The organism is Caldovatus sediminis (assembly GCF_014644455.1).
Taxonomy (GTDB): Bacteria; Pseudomonadota; Alphaproteobacteria; order Acetobacterales; family Acetobacteraceae; genus Caldovatus; species Caldovatus sediminis.
Map to the genome: position 1 here is coordinate 20,138 of NZ_BMKS01000002.1, position 19,382 is coordinate 39,519.

The 19,382-nt window shown below is 74.8% G+C and carries 19 protein-coding genes and 1 tRNA gene; 4 read left to right on the forward strand and 16 right to left on the reverse strand.

Features of this window, described 5'->3' with window-relative positions:
- Positions 1–4: 4 nt before the first annotated feature.
- Genes IEX99_RS02945 through atpH form a run of 3 tightly spaced genes read right to left on the reverse strand, consistent with a single transcriptional unit; the run spans position 5 to position 3,063 of the window.
- Positions 5–895: a F0F1 ATP synthase subunit gamma gene (locus IEX99_RS02945; protein ID WP_188898333.1), complete on the reverse strand. Its 891-nt coding sequence runs from the start codon at positions 893–895 to the stop codon at positions 5–7.
- Positions 896–920: 25 nt separating this feature from the next.
- Positions 921–2,456 carry a F0F1 ATP synthase subunit alpha gene (gene atpA / locus IEX99_RS02950; protein ID WP_188898335.1) on the reverse strand — a complete coding sequence of 512 codons (1,536 nt, stop codon included), beginning with the start codon at positions 2,454–2,456 and terminating at the stop codon, positions 921–923.
- 1 nt (position 2,457) lies between these two features.
- The gene (gene atpH / locus IEX99_RS02955; RefSeq protein ID WP_229677771.1) at positions 2,458–3,063 is read right to left on the reverse strand and encodes an ATP synthase F1 subunit delta; all 606 of its coding nucleotides are present in this window, start codon (positions 3,061–3,063) and stop codon (positions 2,458–2,460) included.
- A 240-nt stretch (positions 3,064–3,303) separates the two neighbouring features.
- Here atpH and IEX99_RS02960 point away from each other — a divergent pair, with 240 nt between their 5' ends.
- The gene (locus tag IEX99_RS02960) at positions 3,304–4,521 is read left to right on the forward strand and encodes an MFS transporter (protein WP_229677772.1); all 1,218 of its coding nucleotides are present in this window, start codon (positions 3,304–3,306) and stop codon (positions 4,519–4,521) included.
- A gap of 42 nt (positions 4,522–4,563) precedes the next feature.
- Here the strand turns inward: IEX99_RS02960 and IEX99_RS02965 are convergent, their stop codons facing one another.
- The 4 genes from IEX99_RS02965 to IEX99_RS02980 all read right to left on the reverse strand — a co-directional run bounded on the left by IEX99_RS02965 (position 4,564) and on the right by IEX99_RS02980 (position 8,830).
- Complete coding sequence (locus IEX99_RS02965; protein ID WP_188898337.1) at positions 4,564–5,055, reverse strand: DUF29 family protein; 492 nt, start codon at positions 5,053–5,055, stop codon at positions 4,564–4,566.
- A 64-nt stretch (positions 5,056–5,119) separates the two neighbouring features.
- Positions 5,120–5,803, reverse strand: coding sequence for a hypothetical protein (locus tag IEX99_RS02970; protein ID WP_229677773.1), 684 nt, complete (start codon positions 5,801–5,803; stop codon positions 5,120–5,122).
- 13 nt (positions 5,804–5,816) lie between these two features.
- On the reverse strand, positions 5,817–6,449 hold the full coding sequence (locus IEX99_RS02975; RefSeq protein WP_188898341.1) for a hypothetical protein: 633 nt from the start codon (positions 6,447–6,449) through the stop codon (positions 5,817–5,819).
- 140 nt (positions 6,450–6,589) lie between these two features.
- Positions 6,590–8,830: a primosomal protein N' gene (locus tag IEX99_RS02980; RefSeq protein ID WP_188898343.1), complete on the reverse strand. Its 2,241-nt coding sequence runs from the start codon at positions 8,828–8,830 to the stop codon at positions 6,590–6,592.
- An 82-nt stretch (positions 8,831–8,912) separates the two neighbouring features.
- Between IEX99_RS02980 and fsa the strand changes: the two genes are divergently transcribed.
- The 3 genes from fsa to IEX99_RS02995 all read left to right on the forward strand — a co-directional run bounded on the left by fsa (position 8,913) and on the right by IEX99_RS02995 (position 11,311).
- Positions 8,913–9,569 carry a fructose-6-phosphate aldolase gene (gene fsa, locus IEX99_RS02985; protein WP_188898345.1) on the forward strand — a complete coding sequence of 219 codons (657 nt, stop codon included), beginning with the start codon at positions 8,913–8,915 and terminating at the stop codon, positions 9,567–9,569.
- Positions 9,570–9,571: 2 nt separating this feature from the next.
- A complete protein-coding gene (locus IEX99_RS02990) occupies positions 9,572–10,324 on the forward strand; it encodes a DUF484 family protein (RefSeq protein ID WP_188898347.1) in 753 nt (250 codons plus the stop codon).
- 66 nt (positions 10,325–10,390) lie between these two features.
- The gene (locus tag IEX99_RS02995; protein ID WP_188898349.1) at positions 10,391–11,311 is read left to right on the forward strand and encodes a tyrosine recombinase XerC; all 921 of its coding nucleotides are present in this window, start codon (positions 10,391–10,393) and stop codon (positions 11,309–11,311) included.
- 64 nt (positions 11,312–11,375) lie between these two features.
- Here the strand turns inward: IEX99_RS02995 and hpf are convergent, their stop codons facing one another.
- The 9 genes from hpf to hemN form a co-directional block, all read right to left on the reverse strand.
- Complete coding sequence (hpf, locus tag IEX99_RS03000; protein WP_188898351.1) at positions 11,376–11,762, reverse strand: ribosome hibernation-promoting factor, HPF/YfiA family; 387 nt, start codon at positions 11,760–11,762, stop codon at positions 11,376–11,378.
- 91 nt (positions 11,763–11,853) lie between these two features.
- Entirely contained in the window at positions 11,854–13,344 is a 1,491-nt protein-coding gene (gene rpoN, locus IEX99_RS03005) for an RNA polymerase factor sigma-54 (protein WP_188898354.1), read from the reverse strand.
- An 11-nt stretch (positions 13,345–13,355) separates the two neighbouring features.
- Complete coding sequence (lptB, locus tag IEX99_RS03010; RefSeq protein WP_188898950.1) at positions 13,356–14,069, reverse strand: LPS export ABC transporter ATP-binding protein; 714 nt, start codon at positions 14,067–14,069, stop codon at positions 13,356–13,358.
- Between the two features lie 80 nt (positions 14,070–14,149).
- A complete protein-coding gene (locus IEX99_RS03015; protein ID WP_188898356.1) occupies positions 14,150–15,130 on the reverse strand; it encodes an LptA/OstA family protein in 981 nt (326 codons plus the stop codon).
- On the reverse strand, positions 15,127–15,711 hold the full coding sequence (gene lptC, locus IEX99_RS03020; RefSeq protein WP_229677775.1) for an LPS export ABC transporter periplasmic protein LptC: 585 nt from the start codon (positions 15,709–15,711) through the stop codon (positions 15,127–15,129). The genes IEX99_RS03015 and lptC overlap by 4 nt, the downstream gene beginning before the upstream one ends.
- A gap of 143 nt (positions 15,712–15,854) precedes the next feature.
- Positions 15,855–16,841: a KpsF/GutQ family sugar-phosphate isomerase gene (locus IEX99_RS03025; protein WP_188898358.1), complete on the reverse strand. Its 987-nt coding sequence runs from the start codon at positions 16,839–16,841 to the stop codon at positions 15,855–15,857.
- Positions 16,842–16,958: 117 nt separating this feature from the next.
- The gene (locus tag IEX99_RS03030) at positions 16,959–17,612 is read right to left on the reverse strand and encodes a ribonuclease D (RefSeq protein ID WP_188898360.1); all 654 of its coding nucleotides are present in this window, start codon (positions 17,610–17,612) and stop codon (positions 16,959–16,961) included.
- A 70-nt stretch (positions 17,613–17,682) separates the two neighbouring features.
- A tRNA-Leu gene (locus tag IEX99_RS03035) sits at positions 17,683–17,769 on the reverse strand.
- Between the two features lie 110 nt (positions 17,770–17,879).
- Positions 17,880–19,262: an oxygen-independent coproporphyrinogen III oxidase gene (gene hemN / locus IEX99_RS03040; protein ID WP_188898363.1), complete on the reverse strand. Its 1,383-nt coding sequence runs from the start codon at positions 19,260–19,262 to the stop codon at positions 17,880–17,882.
- Between the last annotated feature and the right edge of the window lie 120 nt (positions 19,263–19,382).

Sequence of the window (19,382 nt, forward strand, 5' to 3'; positions counted from 1 at the left end):
CCCCTCAGACCGCCTCGGCCCCGGAGATGATCTCGATCAGCTCCTTGGTGATGTTGGCCTGGCGCGTGCGGTTGTAGTTGAGCGTGAGCCGGTCGATCATCTCGCCGGCGTTGCGCGTGGCGTTGTCCATCGCCGTCATCTGGCTGCCGTAGAAGCCCGCGGCGGACTCGAGCAGCGCGCGGTAGACCTGGATCGCCAGGTTGCGCGGCAGGAGCTGGTTGAGGATCTCCTCCTCGGCCGGCTCGTACTCGTACATCGCCTGCGGGCCGGCCGCGTCGAGACTCCGCCCGCCCGCCTCCTCGACCGTCGCCGGGATCAGCCGCTGCTCGGTCGGCACCTGGCTGATGACGCTGCGGAAGCGGTTGTAGATCAGCGCGCAGGAGTCGAAGCCGCCCTCGTCGAGCATCGCGGTGATGCGCGCGGCGATCTCCTCGGCGTCCGCGAACCCCACCGTCTTCTTGCCGAGCATGGTGATCTCGCCGACGAAGCGGCCGGCGAACTCGCGCCGGAGGAAGGCCGCGCCCTTGCGGCCGACCGTGAGCAGCTTCACCTGCTTGCCCTCCGCCTCGAGCGCGCGGACGCGCGCGCGGGCGAAGCGGGAGACGTTGCTGTTGAACGGGCCGGCGAGGCCGCGGTCGGCGGTGACGACGACGAGCAGGTGCACCTGGTCGCGCCCCGTCCCCACCAGCAGGCGCGGCGCGTTCGGGCTGCTCGCGACCGCCGCGCCGAGAGAGGACAGCATGCGCTGCATCCGCTCGGCGTAGGGGCGCGCGGCCTCGGCCTGCGCCTGGGCGCGGCGGAGCTTGGCCGCCGCGACCATCTTCATGGCCTGCGTGATCTTGCGCGTCGACTTCACGGAGTTGATGCGCGAGCGCAGGTCCTTCAGGCTGGGCATCGGTCGGCTTCCCCGGCTCCGCCGCTCAGGCCACGAAGGACTTGGCGAAGTCGTCGAGGAAGGAGACCAGCCTCGCCTCGGTCTCCTTGGAGATCTCCTTCTCGGTGCGGATCGCCTCCAGGATCTCCGGCGCGCGCGAGCGCATCTCGGAGAGCATGCGCCGCTCGAACTCGCCGACCTTCGTCGTCTCGATCCGGTCGAGGTAGCCGCGGGTGCCGGCGAAGATCGCCACCACCTGCTCCTCCACCGGCACCGGCCGGTACTGCGGCTGCTTCAGCAGCTCGGTCAGCCGCGCGCCGCGCGCGAGGAGGGCCTGGGTCGAGGCGTCGAGGTCGGAGGCGAACTGCGCGAAGGCCGCCATCTCGCGGTACTGCGCGAGCTCGAGCTTGATGCGCCCGGCGACCTGCTTCATCGCCTTGATCTGCGCCGCCGAGCCGACGCGGCTGACCGAGATGCCGACGTTCACCGCCGGGCGGATGCCGCGGTAGAACAGCTCCGTCTCGAGGAAGATCTGCCCGTCGGTGATCGAGATGACGTTGGTCGGGATGTAGGCCGAGACGTCGCCCGCCTGCGTCTCGATCACCGGCAGCGCGGTGAGCGAGCCGGCGCCGTTGTCGTCGTTCATCTTCGCCGCCCGCTCGAGCAGGCGCGAGTGCAGGTAGAACACGTCGCCGGGATAGGCCTCGCGCCCCGGCGGGCGGCGCAGCAGCAGCGACATCTGGCGGTAGGCGACGGCCTGCTTGGAGAGGTCGTCGTAGAAGATCACCGCGTGCATGCCGTTGTCGCGGAAGAACTCGCCCATCGTGCAGCCGGCGTAGGGGGCGAGGAACTGCATCGGCGCCGGGTCGGAGGCGGTGGCGGCGACGACGATGGAATAGTCCATCGCGCCGTTCTCCTCGAGCGTCTTGACGAGCTGCGCCACCGTCGAGCGCTTCTGCCCGACCGCGACGTAGATGCAGTAGAGCTTGGCCTTCTCGTCGCCCGAGGCGTTGACGCCCTTCTGGTTGATGATCGTGTCCACGATCACCGCGGTCTTGCCGGTCTGGCGGTCGCCGATGATCAGCTCGCGCTGGCCGCGGCCGATCGGGATCAGGGCGTCAATGGCCTTGATGCCGGTCTGCACCGGCTCGTGCACCGAGCGGCGGGGGATGATGCCCGGCGCCTTGACCTCGACGCGGCGGCGCTCGGTCGCCTGGATCGGGCCCTTGCCGTCGATCGGGTTGCCGAGCGCGTCCACGACGCGCCCGAGCAGCCCCTTGCCGACCGGGACGTCCACGATCGTCCCGGTGCGCTGCACCGTGTCGCCCTCGCGGATCGCCTTGTCGTCGCCGAAGATGACGACGCCGACGTTGTCCACCTCGAGGTTGAGCGCCATGCCGCGCAGCCCGGCGGCGGGGAACTCCACCATCTCGCCGGCCATGACGTTCTGCAGGCCGTAGCAGCGCGCGATGCCGTCGCCCACGGTCAGCACGGTGCCGACCTCCGCGACGTTCGCCTCGGTGTCGAAGCCGGCGATCTGCTGCTTCAGGATCTCCGAGATCTCGGCGGGACGGATCTCCATCTCAGGCGGCCCCCTTCATCGCGTACTGCAGGCGCTGCAGCTTGGACTTGATCGAGTTGTCGTAGAGGCGGGAGCCGATCCGCACGATCAGCCCGCCGAGGATGGACGGGTCCACGTGCTCCACCAGCTTCACCCCGGGGAAGCCCGCCTCGGTCAGCCGCGCGACGATCTGCGCGCGCTGGGTGTCCGAGAGCGGATGGGCGGAGGTGACCTCCGCGGTCTGCTGGCCGCGCCGCTCCGCGAGCAGCGCGCCGAAGGCCTGCGCCACCTGCGGCAGCGCCGCGAGGCGGCGGTTGTTGATCAGCACGCCGACCAGGTTCCGCACCTCGGTCCCGATGCCGGCGCGCTCGAGGATCGCGAAGGCGCCCCTGCGCTGCGCCGCGGCGTCGAGCCGCGGGTCCGCCACGAAGGCGCGGAAGGTCGGATCGTCGCGCCAGAGGGCGAACAGCCGCTCGAGGTCCTCGGCGATGCGGTCGGCGATGCCGGGCTCCTCGGCCCGCCGCTCGTCGGCGAGCGCGAGCAGCGCCAGCGCGTAGCGCGCGGCGAGGCCGGTCGGGTTGGGCAAGCGGGGCGAGGCGGAGGCGATGCTCTCTGCGGCGGAGGCCACGACGGGCGGTCCCGGTCCTGTTCGTTTCGGCGGCGCTCGAGGAAACGGTCGGGCCGCGCGAGGGCTGCGCGCGAGGGTCCCCCGGACGGCGGCGGCGCCTTACCATAGCGTTAGGTGCATCGCAACCGATGCTCCCCCTGCCGCCGGGTGCTTCGCGGATCGCCGAAGCACGCCTCCCCGCCGCTCGCTAGGTTGCCGGGGAGACTGGCGGGCGGGCGGTGGGGCGGCGGGGGGCAGGTCGTGCGCGTCTTCTTCGGCTGGAAGGTGGTCGCGGCGGCCTTCGTTCTCGCCGCGTTCGGCTGGGGCATCGGCTTCTACGGCCCCTCGGTCTTCCTGCACGCGCTGCACGCGGAGCGCGGCTGGCCGGTGGCGGTCGTCTCGGCCGCGATCACCTTGCACTACGTCTGCGGCGCGGCGGCGATCGCCCGGCTGCCGGCGGCCTATGCGCGCTTCGGCACGGCGACGGTGACGCGGGCCGGGGCGCTGGCCTGCGCGCTCGGCCTGCTCGGCTGGGCGCTCGCCGCCGCGCCCTGGCAGCTCTTCCTCGCCGCGCCGGTGACGGGAGCGGGATGGGCGGCGACCGGCGGGGTCGCGCTCAACGCCGTGGTCGCGCCCTGGTTCGACCGGCGCCGCCCGGCGGCGCTCGCGCTCGCCTACAACGGCGCGAGCGTGGGCGGCGTGCTGTTCACCCCCCTCTGGGCGGCGCTCATCGCGGGGTACGGCTTCCCTGCCGCGGCCGCCACGGTGGGCGTGCTGACGGTGCTGGTGCTGTGGCCCCTCGCCGGCCGGTTCTTCCGGCCGCAACCGGACGCGCTCGGCCTGCATCCGGACGGGGCCGAGGCCCCGCCTCCGCCGCGCCCGACCCTGGCCCCGCCGCGGGGCGGGGCGCTGGCGCGCGATGTGCGCTTCGTCACGCTGAGCCTGGCCTTCGCGGTCGCGCTCTTCGCCCAGGTCGGGCTGGTGGCGCAGATCTTCTCGCTGCTCGCGCCGGCGCTGGGCGAGACGGGGGCCGGCGGAGCGGTCAGCCTGCTGACGGTCTGCGGCGTGCTCGGGCGGACTGCCCTCGGCGCGGTGCTGCGGCCGGACGCGGCGCGGCTGGCCGCGGCGCTGAACCTGATGGTGCAGATCGGCGGGATGGCCGCCCTGCTGGCCGCCCTGCCGAGCGGATCGGTGCCGCTCCTGCTCCTGGGCTGCGCGCTGTTCGGGCTGGGCCTCGGCAACATCACCTCGCTCCCGCCGGTGATCGCGCAGGCGGAGTTCCCGCCGGCCCTCGTCGGCCGCGTGGTGGCGCTGGTGGTGGCGTCGAACCAGGCCTTCTACGCCTTCGCCCCGGGCGTGTTCGGGGCGCTGCGCGAGGCCTGGGGCGACGGCGCCGTGCCGGTGGCCGCCGCGGCGTGCCAGGCGGCGGCGGCGCTGGTCGTGCTGGCGGGGCGAGGAACGGGGAGGGGGTGGCGGTGAAAGGGGGGCGGCGGGGCGGTCGCTGCGTCGGCGAGGGCTGCCTCACACCCCGGGCACAGACGGTATCGCCGCGCGGATGCGGTCGAGCAGGTCGGCGGCGCCGAAATCCTCGTTCGCCAGGTCCTCGATGGACAAGTCGATCGTCTCGGGGAGCGGCAGAGGCGCCCGGCCGCTCATCGGGAGGCGCCGCACCTCCTTCAGCGCCCGCGCGTAGATCGCCGCGGTGTCGATGTGCTGCGCCATGCCGGGCTGAAAGCGGTCGCGTGCATTGCCGAGGAAGGTGGCGATCTCACCGCTCCAATGGTTGACCGCCTGATCGTCGGGCCAGGCGAGGACCTTGAAGGCGTGGAGCAGCGCATTGCGGAGATGCGAGCGGACCGAGTTCAGCTCCGAGTTCCCCACCTCCTCGATCTCCTCGATCACATGCTCCCAGTCCACGTCGTTAACCCGCTCGCCGGCCGCGACGCGGCGCAGCCGGTCGGCCTGGGCACGGGACCAGGCGAGGATGTCACGGTGGTAGAGGTCGTCGGGCATGGGGTGGCGATGCTCCGACGCGGAAGATAGGTGGCGTCGCTGTTGGGCGCCACCGGGAAGGGCGTCAGCGGATCGGCTGAGGTGGCCCCTCGGTGGGGTTCCAGGTGAAGCGCGTGACCTCGGGCGCCTCCATGAACGCGTCCGAGATATCGGCACCGGTATCCATCGAAAGCAGGGCCCAGACCGGGTCGAGCAGCAGCCGCTTCGCAGCGTCGAGGTGCTTCAGGTCGAGGAGCGGAACCACGTAGAACCACTCGGCCTCAACCGGTGGCTCCTTGAGCCATTCCTTTTCCTCTTCAGGATCGCCGATCCACACAAACACCCGTTCGGCAATCAGCGCGATCTCGTCGCGGCTCGGCGGCCACTTCCAGTTGCCATTCGTGTGGAAGTCCCAGCCCATGCCTTTTCCAGGCAGGCCCCAGGCCACGACCGCGCAAGGATAACCGAGGCTTTCCGCCAAGCTTTCCGGACGTCCGAAATCGAGCAGGATCGAAAGCTTCCCGACACGCCGCCTCGACCCCCTTCCGGCCCGGTTCTCGTATGCTGGGAACGTGATCCAGGTGCTATCGCAAACGTAGTCGCCGCTGTCGTACGTTCCGTCCCGCTCGCTCTCGCCGAAGGCAACCCGTCGGTCACCCGGCTTCCCGCCCAGCTCCTTCTCCAACGCTTCGAACAACGCGTTCGCCTCAACGCCGACTTCGCGGACGATCCGCACGGCTTCGAGCAGCACGAATTCCTCGCTGGACATGAACATCCCCCTCTCATCCCTGCCAGAAGATCGGCGCCCTGAACCGGGGACCCTTGCGCGGCCAGCGGAACTGCCGGCGTTGATCGAAGAACAGGTAGTCCTTGCAGATCGTCGCCAGCCGCCGACGCCACAGGACACTGAAGCCGTCGAATGGCACGTGCCCGACCCGGCGCAGCGCCGTGGCTACGTGCCGGCACCAACGCTCCGCCGGAGTCTGCCCGGCTGCTGCGTGCCGTGCGGCGCGCGCGGCCAGCTCCGACCACAGCAGCACCGAACGTCGCTCCGCCCATCCGGCAAGGTCGGGGTCGCCGGCGCGAGTCTCGTCGTCCTGATCCAGCGCCCGCTTCTGCCGTAGGTAATGGTCGGCGAGGATGACGTGCATCGTCTCCCACCCCGGACCGACGCGGCGGAAGTTCCGCCACTGCTCCGCCGCCTGACCGGAGCGCAGTGCGCCGCCGCCGCGCTTCACCTCGAGGATCAGCCGGAAGCGCGCGCCGTTCCTGCGGCCGTCGGCGATTAGGTCAGGGATGTTTCCCGCCTCCTCGTCGCGCGGCCAGAGCTGAAGGCGCTCCAGTTCGATCGCCGCATCCGCCTCGCGCTCAGGCAGAAGGAGCGCAAGGCAGCGTCCCGCCTCCTCGGGCGGCATGTAATCGAGTGGTTCGAACAGCAGGCCCGTCAGGACATCTTCATGCAGCTTGTTGGGCTTGCCGATGCGATGGACTCGCCGTGCCAGCGTCTGTGCTATTGACGAATCGTAACGGGGATCGGAAAATCAAGCAAGCGCCACTACAGGAACCCCACCGGGTCCACGTCCACCTGCACCCGCACGCCGCCCGGCACGTCCACGCGGGAGAGCCACTCGCGCAGGATCGGCTGCACCGCCACGTCGCGCCGCGTCCGGAGCAGCAGCCGCCGCCGGTGCCGGCCGCGCAGCAGCGCGAGCGGCGCCGGCGCCGGCCCCAGCACCTGCACCCCCTCGCCGCGCGGCGCCGCGAGGCCGAGGTCGCGCGCCGCGCGGTCCGCCTCGCGCTCGTCCTCGGCGCTCACGATCAGCGCCGCGAGGCGGCCGAAGGGCGGCCAGCCGCCGGGGCGCCGCGCCGCCGCCTCGGCGCGCATGAAGGCGTCGAGGTCGCCGCTCACCAGCGCCCGCATCACCGGATGCTCGGGCGAGAAGGTCTGCAGCAGCACGCGCCCTGGCCGCTCCTCCCGCCCGGCGCGGCCGGCGACCTGGTGCAGGAGCTGCACGGTGCGCTCGGCGGCGCGCAGGTCGCCGCCGGCGAGGCCGAGATCGGCGTCCACCACCCCGACCAGCGTCAGGTGCGGGAAGTGCCAGCCCTTGGCGACGATCTGCGTGCCGATGATCAGGTCCACCTCGCGGTCCCGGATCGCCTGCGCCGCCGCCGCGGCCGCCGCGGGGCCGGGGAGGGTGTCGCTCGCCATCACCAGCCGCCGCGCCTCGGGCCAGAGCGCGCTCGCCTCCTCGAGCACCCGTTCCACGCCCGGACCGATCGGCACCAGGGAGCCCGCCGTGCCGCATTCCGGGCAGGCGAGGGGCGGCGGCTCCGCGTGGCCGCAATGGTGGCACTGCAGCCGCCGCTGCGCCCGGTGCTCGACCAGCCAGGCGGAGCAGTTCGGGCAGCGCAGCCGGTGCCCGCAGGTGCGGCAGAGCGTCAGCGGCGCGTAGCCGCGGCGGTTGAGGAACAGCATCGCCTGCTCGCCGCGCGCCAGCGTCTCCGTCACCGCCGCGATCAGCGGCGGCGAGAGGAAGCGGCCGCGCTCCGGCGGATGCTTGCGCAGGTCCACCGCCTCGACCGCGGGCATCGAGGCCCCGCCATGCCGGTGGTCGAGATGCAGGCGCGCATAGCGCCCCTGCTCGGCGTTGGTCAGGGTCTCCAGCGACGGCGTGGCGGAGACCAGGACGCAGGCCGCCTCGGCCAGCCGCGCCCGCACCACCGCCATGTCGCGGGCGTGGTAGACGACGCCCTCCTCCTGCTTGAACGCGGTCTCGTGCTCCTCGTCCACCACGATCAGGCCGAGGTCGGGGAAGGGGAGGAACAGGGCGGAGCGCGCCCCGACCAGCACCGGCGCCTTGCCCTCCGCCACCGCGCGCCAGGTCTCGCGCCGCGTCTTCGCGGTCAGCTCGGAGTGCCACAGCGCCGGCGCCACGCCGAAGCGGCGGCGGAACCGCTCCAGCCACTGGGCGGAGAGGGCGATCTCCGGCAGCAGCACCAGGGCCTGGCGCCCCTGGCGCAGGCACTCCGCGACGGCATCGAGATAGACCTCGGTCTTGCCCGAGCCGGTGACGCCGGTGAGCAGCGTCACGCCGAACCGCCGCCGCGCCACCGCCTCGCGCAGCGCCCGCGCCGCCTCGGCCTGCCCGCCCTCGGCGAGCGGCTGGCCGGGATGCTCCGGGTCGGGCCGGGCGAAGGGCGAGGCGGCCTCCGGCAGCAGCGCCGGCACCAGGAAGCCGGCGTCCGCCAGGCCGCGCACCACGCCGGGCGAGACCGCGGCCGCCTCCGCCAGCGCCGCGCCCGCCCGCACCTCCCCCGGCGCGAGCAGGGCGAGCACCCGCCGGCGCTCCGCGGTCAGCCGCACCGCGCCCTCGGCCGGCGGCCGGGGGGCCAGGGTCCAGCCGACCTGCCGCGCCGGCGGGTCGAGCGCGGCGGGGACGCTCATCGCCATGCGCAGCACCGCGCCGGGCGGGCTCAGCGTGTAGCCGGCGACCCATTCGACGAAGCGCCGCAGGCTCGCCGTCATCGGCGGGACCTCGAGCGCCTCGATCACGTCCTTGAGCCGCGCCGCGGGCAGGTCGGGGTCGGGCGGGCCGTCCCAGACCACCCCGATCATCTCCCTGCGGTTGAGCGGGACGACGACGAACGTGCCCGGAGCGAGAGACATTCCGCGCGGGATACGGTAATCATAGGTGCCGGGTTCCAGTGGCAGCGGGAGAAGGACACGAACCCGTGGCGCGGCGGCAACACCTGGCGTGGCTTCCATGTCCCTGTGCTTTCGCCGGCCATCGCCCATGGGGTATGCTCGATCTAGAACAAAACCGCAACGATATTCGCTTCGCGGTTGAGGCCCCCAACGCCGAGGACTCCGCGCCGCCATGAAATTCTTCGTCGATACCGCCGATGTGGGCGAGATCCGCTCGCTCGCCGAGGCCGGGCTGGTGGATGGCGTCACCACCAACCCCAGCCTGGTGGCCAGGACCGGCCGCAGGATGGCCGAGGTGATCGCCGAGATCTGCTCGATCACCCCGGGTCCGGTCTCGGCCGAGGTCACGGCGACCGACCTCGAGGGCATGCTCGCCGAGGGGCGGCATCTGCGCGGCATCGCCCCCAATGTCGCGGTCAAGGTGCCGCTCACCGAGGCCGGGCTGCGCGCCTGCCGCACCCTGGCGGGGGAGGGCGCGCAGGTCAACGTCACCCTCTGCTTCTCCCCCGCCCAGGCGCTGCTCGCGGCGAAGGCCGGGGCGGCCTTCGTCTCGCCCTTCGTCGGCCGGCTCGACGATGTCGCCACCGACGGGATGCGGCTGATCGCCGACATCGTGACGATCTTCCGCAACTACCCCCATCTGCGGACCGAGGTGCTGGTCGCCTCGGTCCGGCATCCGATGCACCTGGTCGAGGCGGCCAGGCTCGGCGCCCATGTCGCCACCCTGCCGCCGGCGGTGATCCGCCAGCTCCTCAAGCACCCGCTGACCGACCGCGGGCTCGACGCCTTCCTGGCAGACTGGAAGAAGACGGGGCAGAGCATCCTGTGAAAGTGCGAAGCAGCACCACCGTCGCCGCCGCGAGCGCGGCGACCGCCTCCGCCTCCTCCGCCGGCCCGGCGAGGGGGCCGATCGCCGACCCCGAGCCGGAGGCGGTCGCCGCATACCTGCGCGCCCATCCGGAGTTCCTCGCCGAGCGTCCGGACCTCTACCGCGTCCTGCTGCCGCCGCGGCGCGTCCATGGCGAAGTGTTCGCCGACCACATGGCGGCGATGCTCGCCGCCGAGCGCAACCGGCTGCGCGCCATCGAGGCGGAGATGGGGGCGCTGCTCGCCGACGGGCGCGCCGGCACCGGCCTCGCCGTCCGCGTCCGCCTCGCCGTGCTGGCGCTGATCCGCTCCACCGACGTCGTCGAGACCGTCACCCAGGAGCTGCCCGCCCTGCTCGGCATCGAGACCTGCACCCTGGCGGCGGAGCCCGCCCCGTCGCCGTACCGCCACCGCCCGCCCGCCGCCCATGGCTGGCCGCGCTGGGGCGTGCTTCCGCTGCCGCGGGGCGCCGTCGCGCGCCTGATCGGGCCGGGGCGCGACGCCGTGGTGCGGTCCCAGCCGACCGACCGCGAGATGCTGCACGCCGAGGCGGCGCCCCTGGTCAGCCGCGACGCCCTGGCCCGCGTGCCGGTGTTCGGGGGCGGGCCCATGCTGCTGGCCCTCGGCGCCCGCGACGCCGCGGCCCTGCCGGCGCGCCAGGCGACCGCCACCATCGCCTTCCTCGGCCGCGCCGTCGCGGCGGCGCTGGCGCGCTAGGCGGGAGGGGCCCGCGTTGGGCGCCGCGGCGAGGGGCACGGCACCTCCCTCCCGCCGCGCCGCGCCATGACCGCGGCGGCGGACCTGCGGCTCTCCTATCTCGACTGGCTCGCGCGCGAGCGGCGCGCCAGCCCGCGCACGGTCGAGGCCTATGGGCGGGACCTCGCCGACCTGCTCGGCTTCCTCGCCCGCCACCGGGGCGGGGAGGAGCCGGATCTCGCCGCGCTGGCGGCGCTGCGTCCGGCCGACCTCAGGGGCTTCCTCGCCCATCGCGCGGCGGAGGGGGACGGGGTCTCGACGCGCGCGCGCAAGCTCGCCGCGGTGCGCGGGTTCCTGCGCTTCCTCGCCCGCCGGCACGGGATCGCGCCGGTCGCGCTCGCCGGCCTGCGCGGGCCGCGGCCGAAGCCCCCCGTCCCGCGCGCGCTCGGCGAGGCCGAGGCGCGCGCCGTGGCGCGCGAGATCGGCGAGGGCGCGCGCAGCGCCGCGCTCGCCGCGCGCGACCGGGCGCTGTTCACCCTGCTCTACGGCTGCGGGCTGCGCATCGGCGAGGCGCTGGCGCTCGACCTGCGCGACGCGCCGCGCGCCGGGACGGACGCGGCGCTGCGCGTGCGCGGCAAGGGCGGCAGGGAGCGGGTCGTCCCGGTGCTGCCGGCGGTGCGCGAGGCCGTCGAGGCCTGGCTCCGCCAGCATCCCGATCCGCGGCCCGACCGGCCGCTGTTCGTCGGCGCGCGCGGCGGGCGGCTCGACCCGGCGGTGGCGCAGCGGACGCTGCGCGCGTTCCGCCGGCTGAACGGCCTGCCGGAGCACGCGACGCCGCACGCGCTGCGCCACTCCTTCGCGACGCATCTCCTGGGCGGGGGCGCCGATCTGCGCGCGATCCAGGAGCTGCTCGGCCACGCCAGCCTCTCGACGACGCAGCGCTACACGGCGGTGGACGCCGCCGCGCTGCTCGCGACCTGGCGGAAGGCGCACCCGCGGGCGGATTGACGCGCCCCGGCGCGGCCTCGGCGGCGCGCCGGCCGGGCGCCCGCCCCGCCGCTCCTCGCGCCCGCTACGGGGCGGGGCGCGCCGGGGTTTCGGGCGTCGGCTCGAAGGCGGGCGGCGGCTGGCGCGCCTCGGCGAGGCTGCGGGCGTGCTCGTTGACCCGCCGGCGGTGGCGGCGCAGGCGCTTGGCGAGGTGCTCGGCCGCCTCGTCGAAGGCGCGGTGCGCGTCGGGGCCCTCCCCCTCGACGCGGATGAACAGGTTGCGGCCGGCCTTGAGGTTGATGTCGCAGGCGACGAAGGCGCCGACCCGTCCCTTGTGGTCGCGGCTGAAGGTGACGTTCGCCTCGAGCGCGTGGTCGTGGTACTTGCGCGCGATCTGCGCGAGGCTCTCCCGCACGCGGGTCTTCAGCGCCTCGCCGGTGTCCATCTGCTTGCCGGTCACGGTGACATGCATCAGCCGGTGTCCTCCTTCCGCGGGAAGGAGGGGCCGTCCGTGCCGGCACCGACCCCGGGGCCGCCGCGCGGCGGCCCGGGAAGGGTTCGGATCAGGCCGGGACGGCCTTCTCCTTCCGGCGCTGCAGCGACGAGGGGATGCGCAGCGCCTCGCGGTATTTCGCCACGGTCCGCCGGGCGATGTCCACGCCTTCCTGGCGCAATTTCTCGACAATCGCGTCGTCGGACAGCACGTCGTGCGGTTTCTCACTCGCGATGAGCGCGCGGATCCGCTGGCGCACCGCCTCCGCGCTGTGCGCCGCGCCGCCGGCGACGCCGGCGATCGCGTTGGTGAAGAAGAACTTCAGCTCGATGATGCCGCGCGGCGTGGCGATGCGCTTGTTCGCGGTGACGCGGCTGACGGTGCTCTCGTGCAGCCCGACCGCCTCGGCCACGTCGCGCAGGATCAGCGGGCGCAGGTGCTCGACGCCGTGGCGGAGGAAGCCGTCCTGGCGGCGCACGATCTCGGCGGCGACCTTGAGGATGGTGGTCGCGCGCTGCTCCAGGCTGCGCACCAGCCAGGTGGCGCTGGCGAAGCGCTCGGCGAGGAAGGTCCGCTCCTCCCGCGTCCGGGCGGCGACCAGCGCGCGGGCGTGGAAGCCGCGGTTGACCAGGACGCGGGGCAGCGTCTCGGGGTTCAGCTCCACCACCCACTCGCCGTCCGGCGCGCGGCGCAGCAGCAGGTCGGGGGCGACGGCGGGGGCGGGGACGAAGTCGAAGCGCGTGCCGGGCTTGGGGTCGAGCCGGCGCAGCTCGGCGATCATCTCCGCCAGGTCCTCGGCGTCCACGCCGCAGAGCCGCATCAGCGCCGCGTGCTCGCGCCGCGCCAGCAGGTCGAGGTGGTCGAGCAGCGTCGCCATCGCCGGGTCGAGCCGGTCGCGCTCGGCGAGCTGGACGGCGAGGCACTCGCGCAGGTCGCGGCAGAACAGCCCGACCGGGTCGAAGCGCTGCATGCGCCGCCGCACCGCCTCGATGCGCGTCGCGTCGCAGCCGAGCGCCGCGGCGAGCGCGGCCGGATCGGCGTCCAGCCGCCCGGCGGGATCGAGCAGCGCGATCAGCGCCGTCGCAATCAGCCGGTCCCGCGGATCGGCGAAGGCGAGCCGCGCCTGTCCGGCGAGGTGCTCGTGCAGCGGGCGCGGCCCGGCCGGCATCGCCTCGACGCCGGAGAGGTCGTCGTCGAGGTCCGCGGCGCCGCCGCGCCCCGCGACCGGCGCCGTCTCGGCGTCGTAGACGTTGTCCCACTCGGCGATGTCGAGCGGCGCCGCGCCCTCCGCCGGCAGCGCCTCGGACAGCGCGGCGGCGTGGGCGTCGGGCGGCGCCTCCGCCGCGGCGGGCGGCAGCGGATCGAGCCCGCGCCCCGCCTCCGGATCGGGCAGGTCGGGCCGCTCGTCGCGCTCGAGCAGCGGGTTGCGCTCGAGCTCCTCCTCGACGAAGGCGGCGACCTCGAGGTTGGAGGACTGCAGCAGCTTGATCGCCTGACGCAGCTGCGGCGTCATCACCAGCGACTGGGCCTGCCGGAGTTCGAGCCTCGGACCGAGCGCCATGGCGGGGCAGCCTAGAGGCTGAACCGTTCCCCGAGGTAAACGCGCCGCACCCCCTCGTGCGCGACGATGTCGCGCGGCGCACCCTCCATCAGCACCTGGCCGTCGTGCAGGATGTAGGCGCGGTCGATGATCTCCAGCGTCTCGCGCACGTTGTGGTCGGTGATCAGCACGCCGATGCCGCGGTCCTTGAGGTGCCGCACCAGGTCGCGGATCTCGCCGACCGCGATCGGGTCTATGCCGGCGAGCGGCTCGTCGAGCAGGATGTAGGAGGGGTGGGTGGCGAGGGCGCGGGCGATCTCGCAGCGCCGCCGCTCGCCGCCCGAGAGGGCGAGCGCCGGGGCGCGGCGCAGGTGGGCGATGCCGAACTCGGCGAGCAGCGCGTCCAGCATCTGCTCGCGCCGCTCGCGGATCGGCTCCACCACCTCGAGCGCGGCGCGGATGTTGTCCTCGACGTTGAGGCCGCGGAAGATCGAGGCCTCCTGCGGCAGGTAGCCGAGGCCGAGCCGGGCGCGGCGGTACATCGGCAGCAGCGTCACGTCGTGGCCGTCGAGGATCACCTCGCCCTCGTCGGGCTGGACGAGGCCGGTGATCATGTAGAAGGTCGTCGTCTTGCCGGCGCCGTTCGGCCCGAGCAGGCCGACCGCCTCGCCGCGGCGCAGGTGGATCGAGACGTTCCGCACCACCGGGCGCTTGTGGTAGCGCTTGCCGAGGCCGCGCGCGAACAGGCCCGAGGCGGCCGGCGCCGTCGCGGCGCCGCCGGGGACGAGGCGGAGCGAGGGCGCGGCGTGCCCCGGCTGGCGCTCGTTCACCGCACGCATCCGGCGCCCCCCTGCGCGGTCGGCGCGGCCCCGGCCCGCGCGCCGCCCTGCGGCGGCGGGTCCTGCTGCGGCACGATCAGCCCGCGCACCCGCTCGCCGAGGAGCCGCGCCGTGCCGGCGCGCAGGTCCACCAGCGCCTCCTGGCCCTCGACGTGGTTCTCGCCGCGGGTGATGCGCACGCGCCCGACCAGCCGGGCGCGGCCGTCCACCGGGCTGTAGACGCCGCGGTCGCCGCGCACGACCTCGGTCTCGGTGCGGATCTCGACGTTGCCGAAGGCCTCGACCTTCTCGAGCGTGCTGCCCTCCCCCGGCACCGCGGCCGCGCCGCCTGCCGCCCGGGACGCGGCGGCCGGGCGCGCGCCGCCGGGGGGCCGGTCCTCGACGAAATAGCCGACCAGCGTGTCGGCGGTGACGCAGCGCCCGTCGCTGCTCTCCACCCGCGCGCCGCCGCGGGCCACGGCCATGCGCCGCTGCGACCAGTATTCCAGCGAGTCGCGCGCGGTGATGGTCTGCTGCGGCGTGACGAGCCGCAGGCCGCGCCCCGAGAGCACCATCACCGCCTGGTCCATGTCGTAGACGGCGCGCTCGCCGGTGGCGCGGTCGGTGGCGGTGGTGATGCGAACGTTGCCCTCCGCCTCCAGCCGCCAGATCTCGTTGCCCTGCTGCGCCGCCGCCGCGCCCGGCTCCGCCGGGGGCGCGCCGCCCCCGCGCGGCCGGTAGCGCGCGATCAGCCGATCGGCCTCGACGGTGACGCCGCCGCGCACGGCGCGGGCGTCGCCGCGGGCGATCACGACCTGCTCCGCCTGGCGCCACTCGATGCCGTCGTTGGCCGTGACCTCGATCGGCCCGCCCTGGCTGAGGTCGAGGTTCTGCGCGCGCGCCGACGCGGCGGCGGCGCCCGCCGCGGCGAGCAGCAGGCAGCGCAGCGCCGTCGCGGCGAGCCGGGCGCGCACGGTCCGGATCCTCATCGCGGGCCGTCCGCTTCCAGCACGGCGCGGGCGCGGCCCGTCACCTCGATCACCGCGCCGCGCTCGCTCAGCCGGAAGCCCTCGCCGGTGAGGGTGCCGAACGGCCCCTGCGCCGCCACCGGCGCGTCGCCGCGCGCCGCGCCCTCGGCGAGGGCGATGGTCGCGCGCTCCGTCGTCAGCATGGTGCCGTTGTCGTGGTAGAGCGTCACCGCGCCGTCCAGCTCGAGGTGGCTGCGCGCCTTGGCGTAGCGTCCCTGCCGGGCCTCCAGCAGCACCCACCCGCCGTCCTCGAGCACGATGTCGGCGCGCGGCGCGTCGAGGGTGAGCAGGTCGTCCTCGCCGCCCTGGACCGCCACCTCGGCGGTGACGGTGAACGGCCGGTTCTTCTCGTCCACGCCCTGGTAGCGCGGATGGAGCACGCTCATCGCGTCGGGCCGGAGGCCGAGGTCGCGGACGCCGACGCGCAGCCGCTGCTCCTCGCGCGCGTACTCGGACCACAGGGCGATGGTGAGGAGCAGGGCGACGCCGAGCAGCGGCAGGATCCGCTTGGCCCAGCGCAGCAGGAAGGCGCGCCGCGCCATCTGCCTCCGCGTCGGCGCGCGGCGCTGGCGCGAGGGCGCGGGAATCGCCCGGCGCGGCGCGGCCGCCGGGACGGCGGGCTGCGCCCGGCCCGGCGGCCGCGGCGCCGCGCCGCCCGGATGCAGGCCGCCGCCGTCCGCCGCCATCACGCCACCCCCGCGCGCAACAGGTCGTGCACGTGCAGTATGCCGACCGGACGCCGGTCCTCGTCCACGACGAAGAGCACGGTGATGGCGCGCTCGTTCATCAGCCGCAGCGCCTCCGCGGCGAGCTGCTCCGGCGCGACGGTGCGCGGCGTGCGGGTCATCACCTCGCCGGCGGTGCGGCAGAGCAGCGCCGCGCCGTTGCCGGAATCGAGCGCGCGGCGCAGGTCGCCGTCGGTGATCACGCCGACCAGGCGGCCGTCCTCGCCGGTGATGCCGAGCACGCCGAAGCGCTTGGCGGTCATCGCCACGATCGCGGCGTCCATGCGCGTCTCCGGCGTGGCGAGGGGCATGTCCTCGCCGGCGTGCATCAGGTCGCGCACGCGCCGGAGCCGCATGCCGAGTCGCCCGCCGGGGTGGAAGACGCTGAAGTCCGCGGCGGTGAAGCCGCGCCGTGTCAGCAGCGCCACCGCCAGCGCGTCGCCGAGCGCCATCTGCATCGTCGTGCTCGTGGTCGGCGCGAGGCCCATCGGGCAGGCCTCGGGCACGGCCGGCAGCACCAGGGCGACGTCGGCCGCGCGGGCCAGCGCGCTCTCCGCCCGCCCGGTGACGCCGACGAGCGGCAGGCCGAAGCGCCGGGAGTGCTGGACGAGGTCGGCGAGCTCCGGCGTCTCGCCGGAGTTCGACAGCGCGAGCACGGCATCGCCCGGGACGATCATGCCGAGGTCGCCGTGCGAGGCCTCGGCCGGATGGACGAACAGCGCCGGCGTGCCGGTGGAGGCCAGGGTCGCGGCGATCTTGCGCGCCACGTGTCCCGACTTGCCCATGCCCGAGACCACCACGCGCCCGGTGGTGGCGCCGAGCAGGGCGACGGCGCAGGCGAAACGGTCGTCGAGCGTGGCGGCGAGGGCGGAGAGCGCCTCGGCCTCGGTGGCCAGGACGCGGCGCGCGGCCTCCAGGTCCGGATGCGGCGGGGTCGGGGCGTTCACGGGCCCTGTATGGGGTGATGGCGGCGGGGGGTCAACGCGCGGGCCGCGTCGCGCGACAAGAATCGTGCCACCTATGGCGCGGGGCGCACGCCGGTCCCGGCCCGGGCCGGCGCGACCTCAGTGCGCCAGGATGTCCGGGTCCTGGTAGCCGAGCAGGTCGAGCTCGGCGCGCGCCGGGAGGAAGCGGAACACCGCCTCGGCCAGTTCGCGCCGGCCCTCGCGCTCGAGCAGCCCCTCGAGCTTCGCCCAGAGCGCGTGCAGGTGGAGCACGTCGGCGGCGGCATAGGCGAGCTGGTCCGGCGTCAGCTCCGGCGCGCCCCAGTCGGAGCTCTGCTGCTGCTTGGACAGGTCCACGCCGAGCAGCTCCTTGCACAGGTCCTTCAGCCCGTGCCGGTCGGTGAAGGTGCGCGTCAGCCGCGCGGCGACCTTGGTGCAGCGCAGCGGCGCCGCCACCACGCCGAGCGCGTGGCGCAGCACCGCAAGGTCGAACCGCGCGAAGTGGAACAGCTTGAGGCGGTCCGGATCGGCCAGCAGGCGCTTGAGGTTCGGGCAGTCGTAGCCGCGCCCGCCGAGCGCCTCCGGCACCAGCTGGACCAGATGCGCCGTGCCGTCGCCGGCCGAGAGCTGGACGAGGCAGAGCCGGTCGCGGTAGGGGTTGAGGCCCATCGTCTCGGTGTCCACCGCGACGACGGGGCCGAGGTCGAGGTCCTCCGGCAGGTCGTGCCGGTGCAGCCGGATGGTCGCGTTCGCCACGAAGAGGGTGGTTCCCACGGGGACCTCCGCGCCGGCCGGCCCGCCCGGGCGCGCCGGTGCCGCGGCGCCGCGGTCAGCGGAAGGCGAATGGTGCCCAGGAGAAGACTCGAACTTCCACGGCCTTGCGGCCACAGGTACCTGAAACCTGCGCGTCTACCAATTCCGCCACCTGGGCACGTCTGGGCGGCAGGGCGCGCGATGTACTGGCGGGCGCTGCCGGCGTCAAGGATCTGGGATGCGGCCCGGCGCCCGCAAAGGGGGCGGCCCGGGGTGGCCGCCGCCCGCTCAGACGGCGGCGCTGTGGCGCCGCGGCGCCGCCGCCGTTCCGGCGAGGGCCGCGGGATCGAGCCGGGCGTCGAAGCAGGCGGCGACGTGGCGCAGGAAGCGGCGGCCGCGCTCGGTCACCCGCAGCCAGCGCCCGCCCCGCTCCAGCCGCACCAGCCCGTCGCCGGCGAGCGGCGCGAGCCGCGCCGCGGCCGTGGCCATCACCGCCTCCGAAACGCCGGCGAGATCGAGGGCAAGGTCGCACATCACCCGCTCGATCAGCCGCGCCCGCTCGAGGTCCTCGGCGGTGAGCGCGAGCCCGCGCGCGACCGGCAGCCGCCCCGCCCCGACCCGTTCGAGCCATTGCCGCTCGTCGCTCGCGTTCTGCGCGTAGAAGGCGGGCAGGCGGGAGATGGCGGAGGCGCCGAGGCCGAGCAGCACCGGCGCCGTGTCGGTGGTGTAGCCCTGGAAATTGCGCCGCAGCCGGCCGGCGCGCGCGGCCTCGGCCATCGGGTCGTCGGGCCGCGCGAAGTGGTCGAGGCCGATCGCGTCGTAGCCGGCGGCGCGCAGCGTCTCCGCGGCGGCCTCGGCCTGGTCGAGCCGGGCCAGGGCGCCGGGCAGCGCCGCCTCGGCGATCGCCCGCTGGTGCGGCTTCATCCAGGGCACATGGGCGTAGCCGAACACCGCCACCCGATCGGCGCCGAGCGCAGCGACGAAGGCGGCGCTGGCGGCGACGTGGGCGGCGGTCTGGCCGGGCAGGCCGTAGATCAGGTCGCAGTTGATCCGGGCGATGCCGGCGGCGCGCAGCCGGCGCACCGCGGCCTCGACCAGGGCGGCCGGCTGCTCGCGCCCGATGCGGGCCTGCACCTCGGGGGCGATGTCCTGCACGCCGAGGCTGGCGCGGCGGAACCCGGCGGCGGCGAGGGCCTCGGCGTCGGCGGCGTCCAGCAGGCGCGGGTCGAGCTCGATCGCGAGCTCGGCGTCGGGGGCGAAGCCGAGGCGGGCGCGCAGGTCGGCGACCAGCGCGACCAGGGCGGGGACGCCGATCGCCGTCGGCGTGCCGCCGCCGAAGTGCAGCGCGGCGACGGGGCCGCGCGCCTCCGGCAGCGCCTCGGCGAGGAGGGCGGCCTCGGCGCGCAGCGCGGCGGCGTAGCGGGCGAGGCGCAGCGGGCTCCGCGTCACCGCGGTGTGGCAGCCGCAGTACCAGCACAGCGCCTGGCAGAAGGGCACATGCACGTAGAGCGACAGCCGCTCGCCCGCGCCGACGCCGGCGAGCCGACGGCGCCACTCGGCCTCCTCCAGCGGGGCGAAATGCGGCGCGGTCGGATAGGAGGTGTAGCGCGGCAGGCTCGCCGCGGCGTAGCGCAGCAGGCGGTCCGGCGAGAGCGGCGGCGGGGCGTCCATGTCGCGCCTTGTCTAGGGAGCGGGCGGCGCCGGGGCCTTGCGGCAGATCAAGCGGCTGCGGCCCGCCGCCTGCCGGCGCGGAAGGGGCGGGGGCACGCCCGATATTCTATTTGCGGCAAC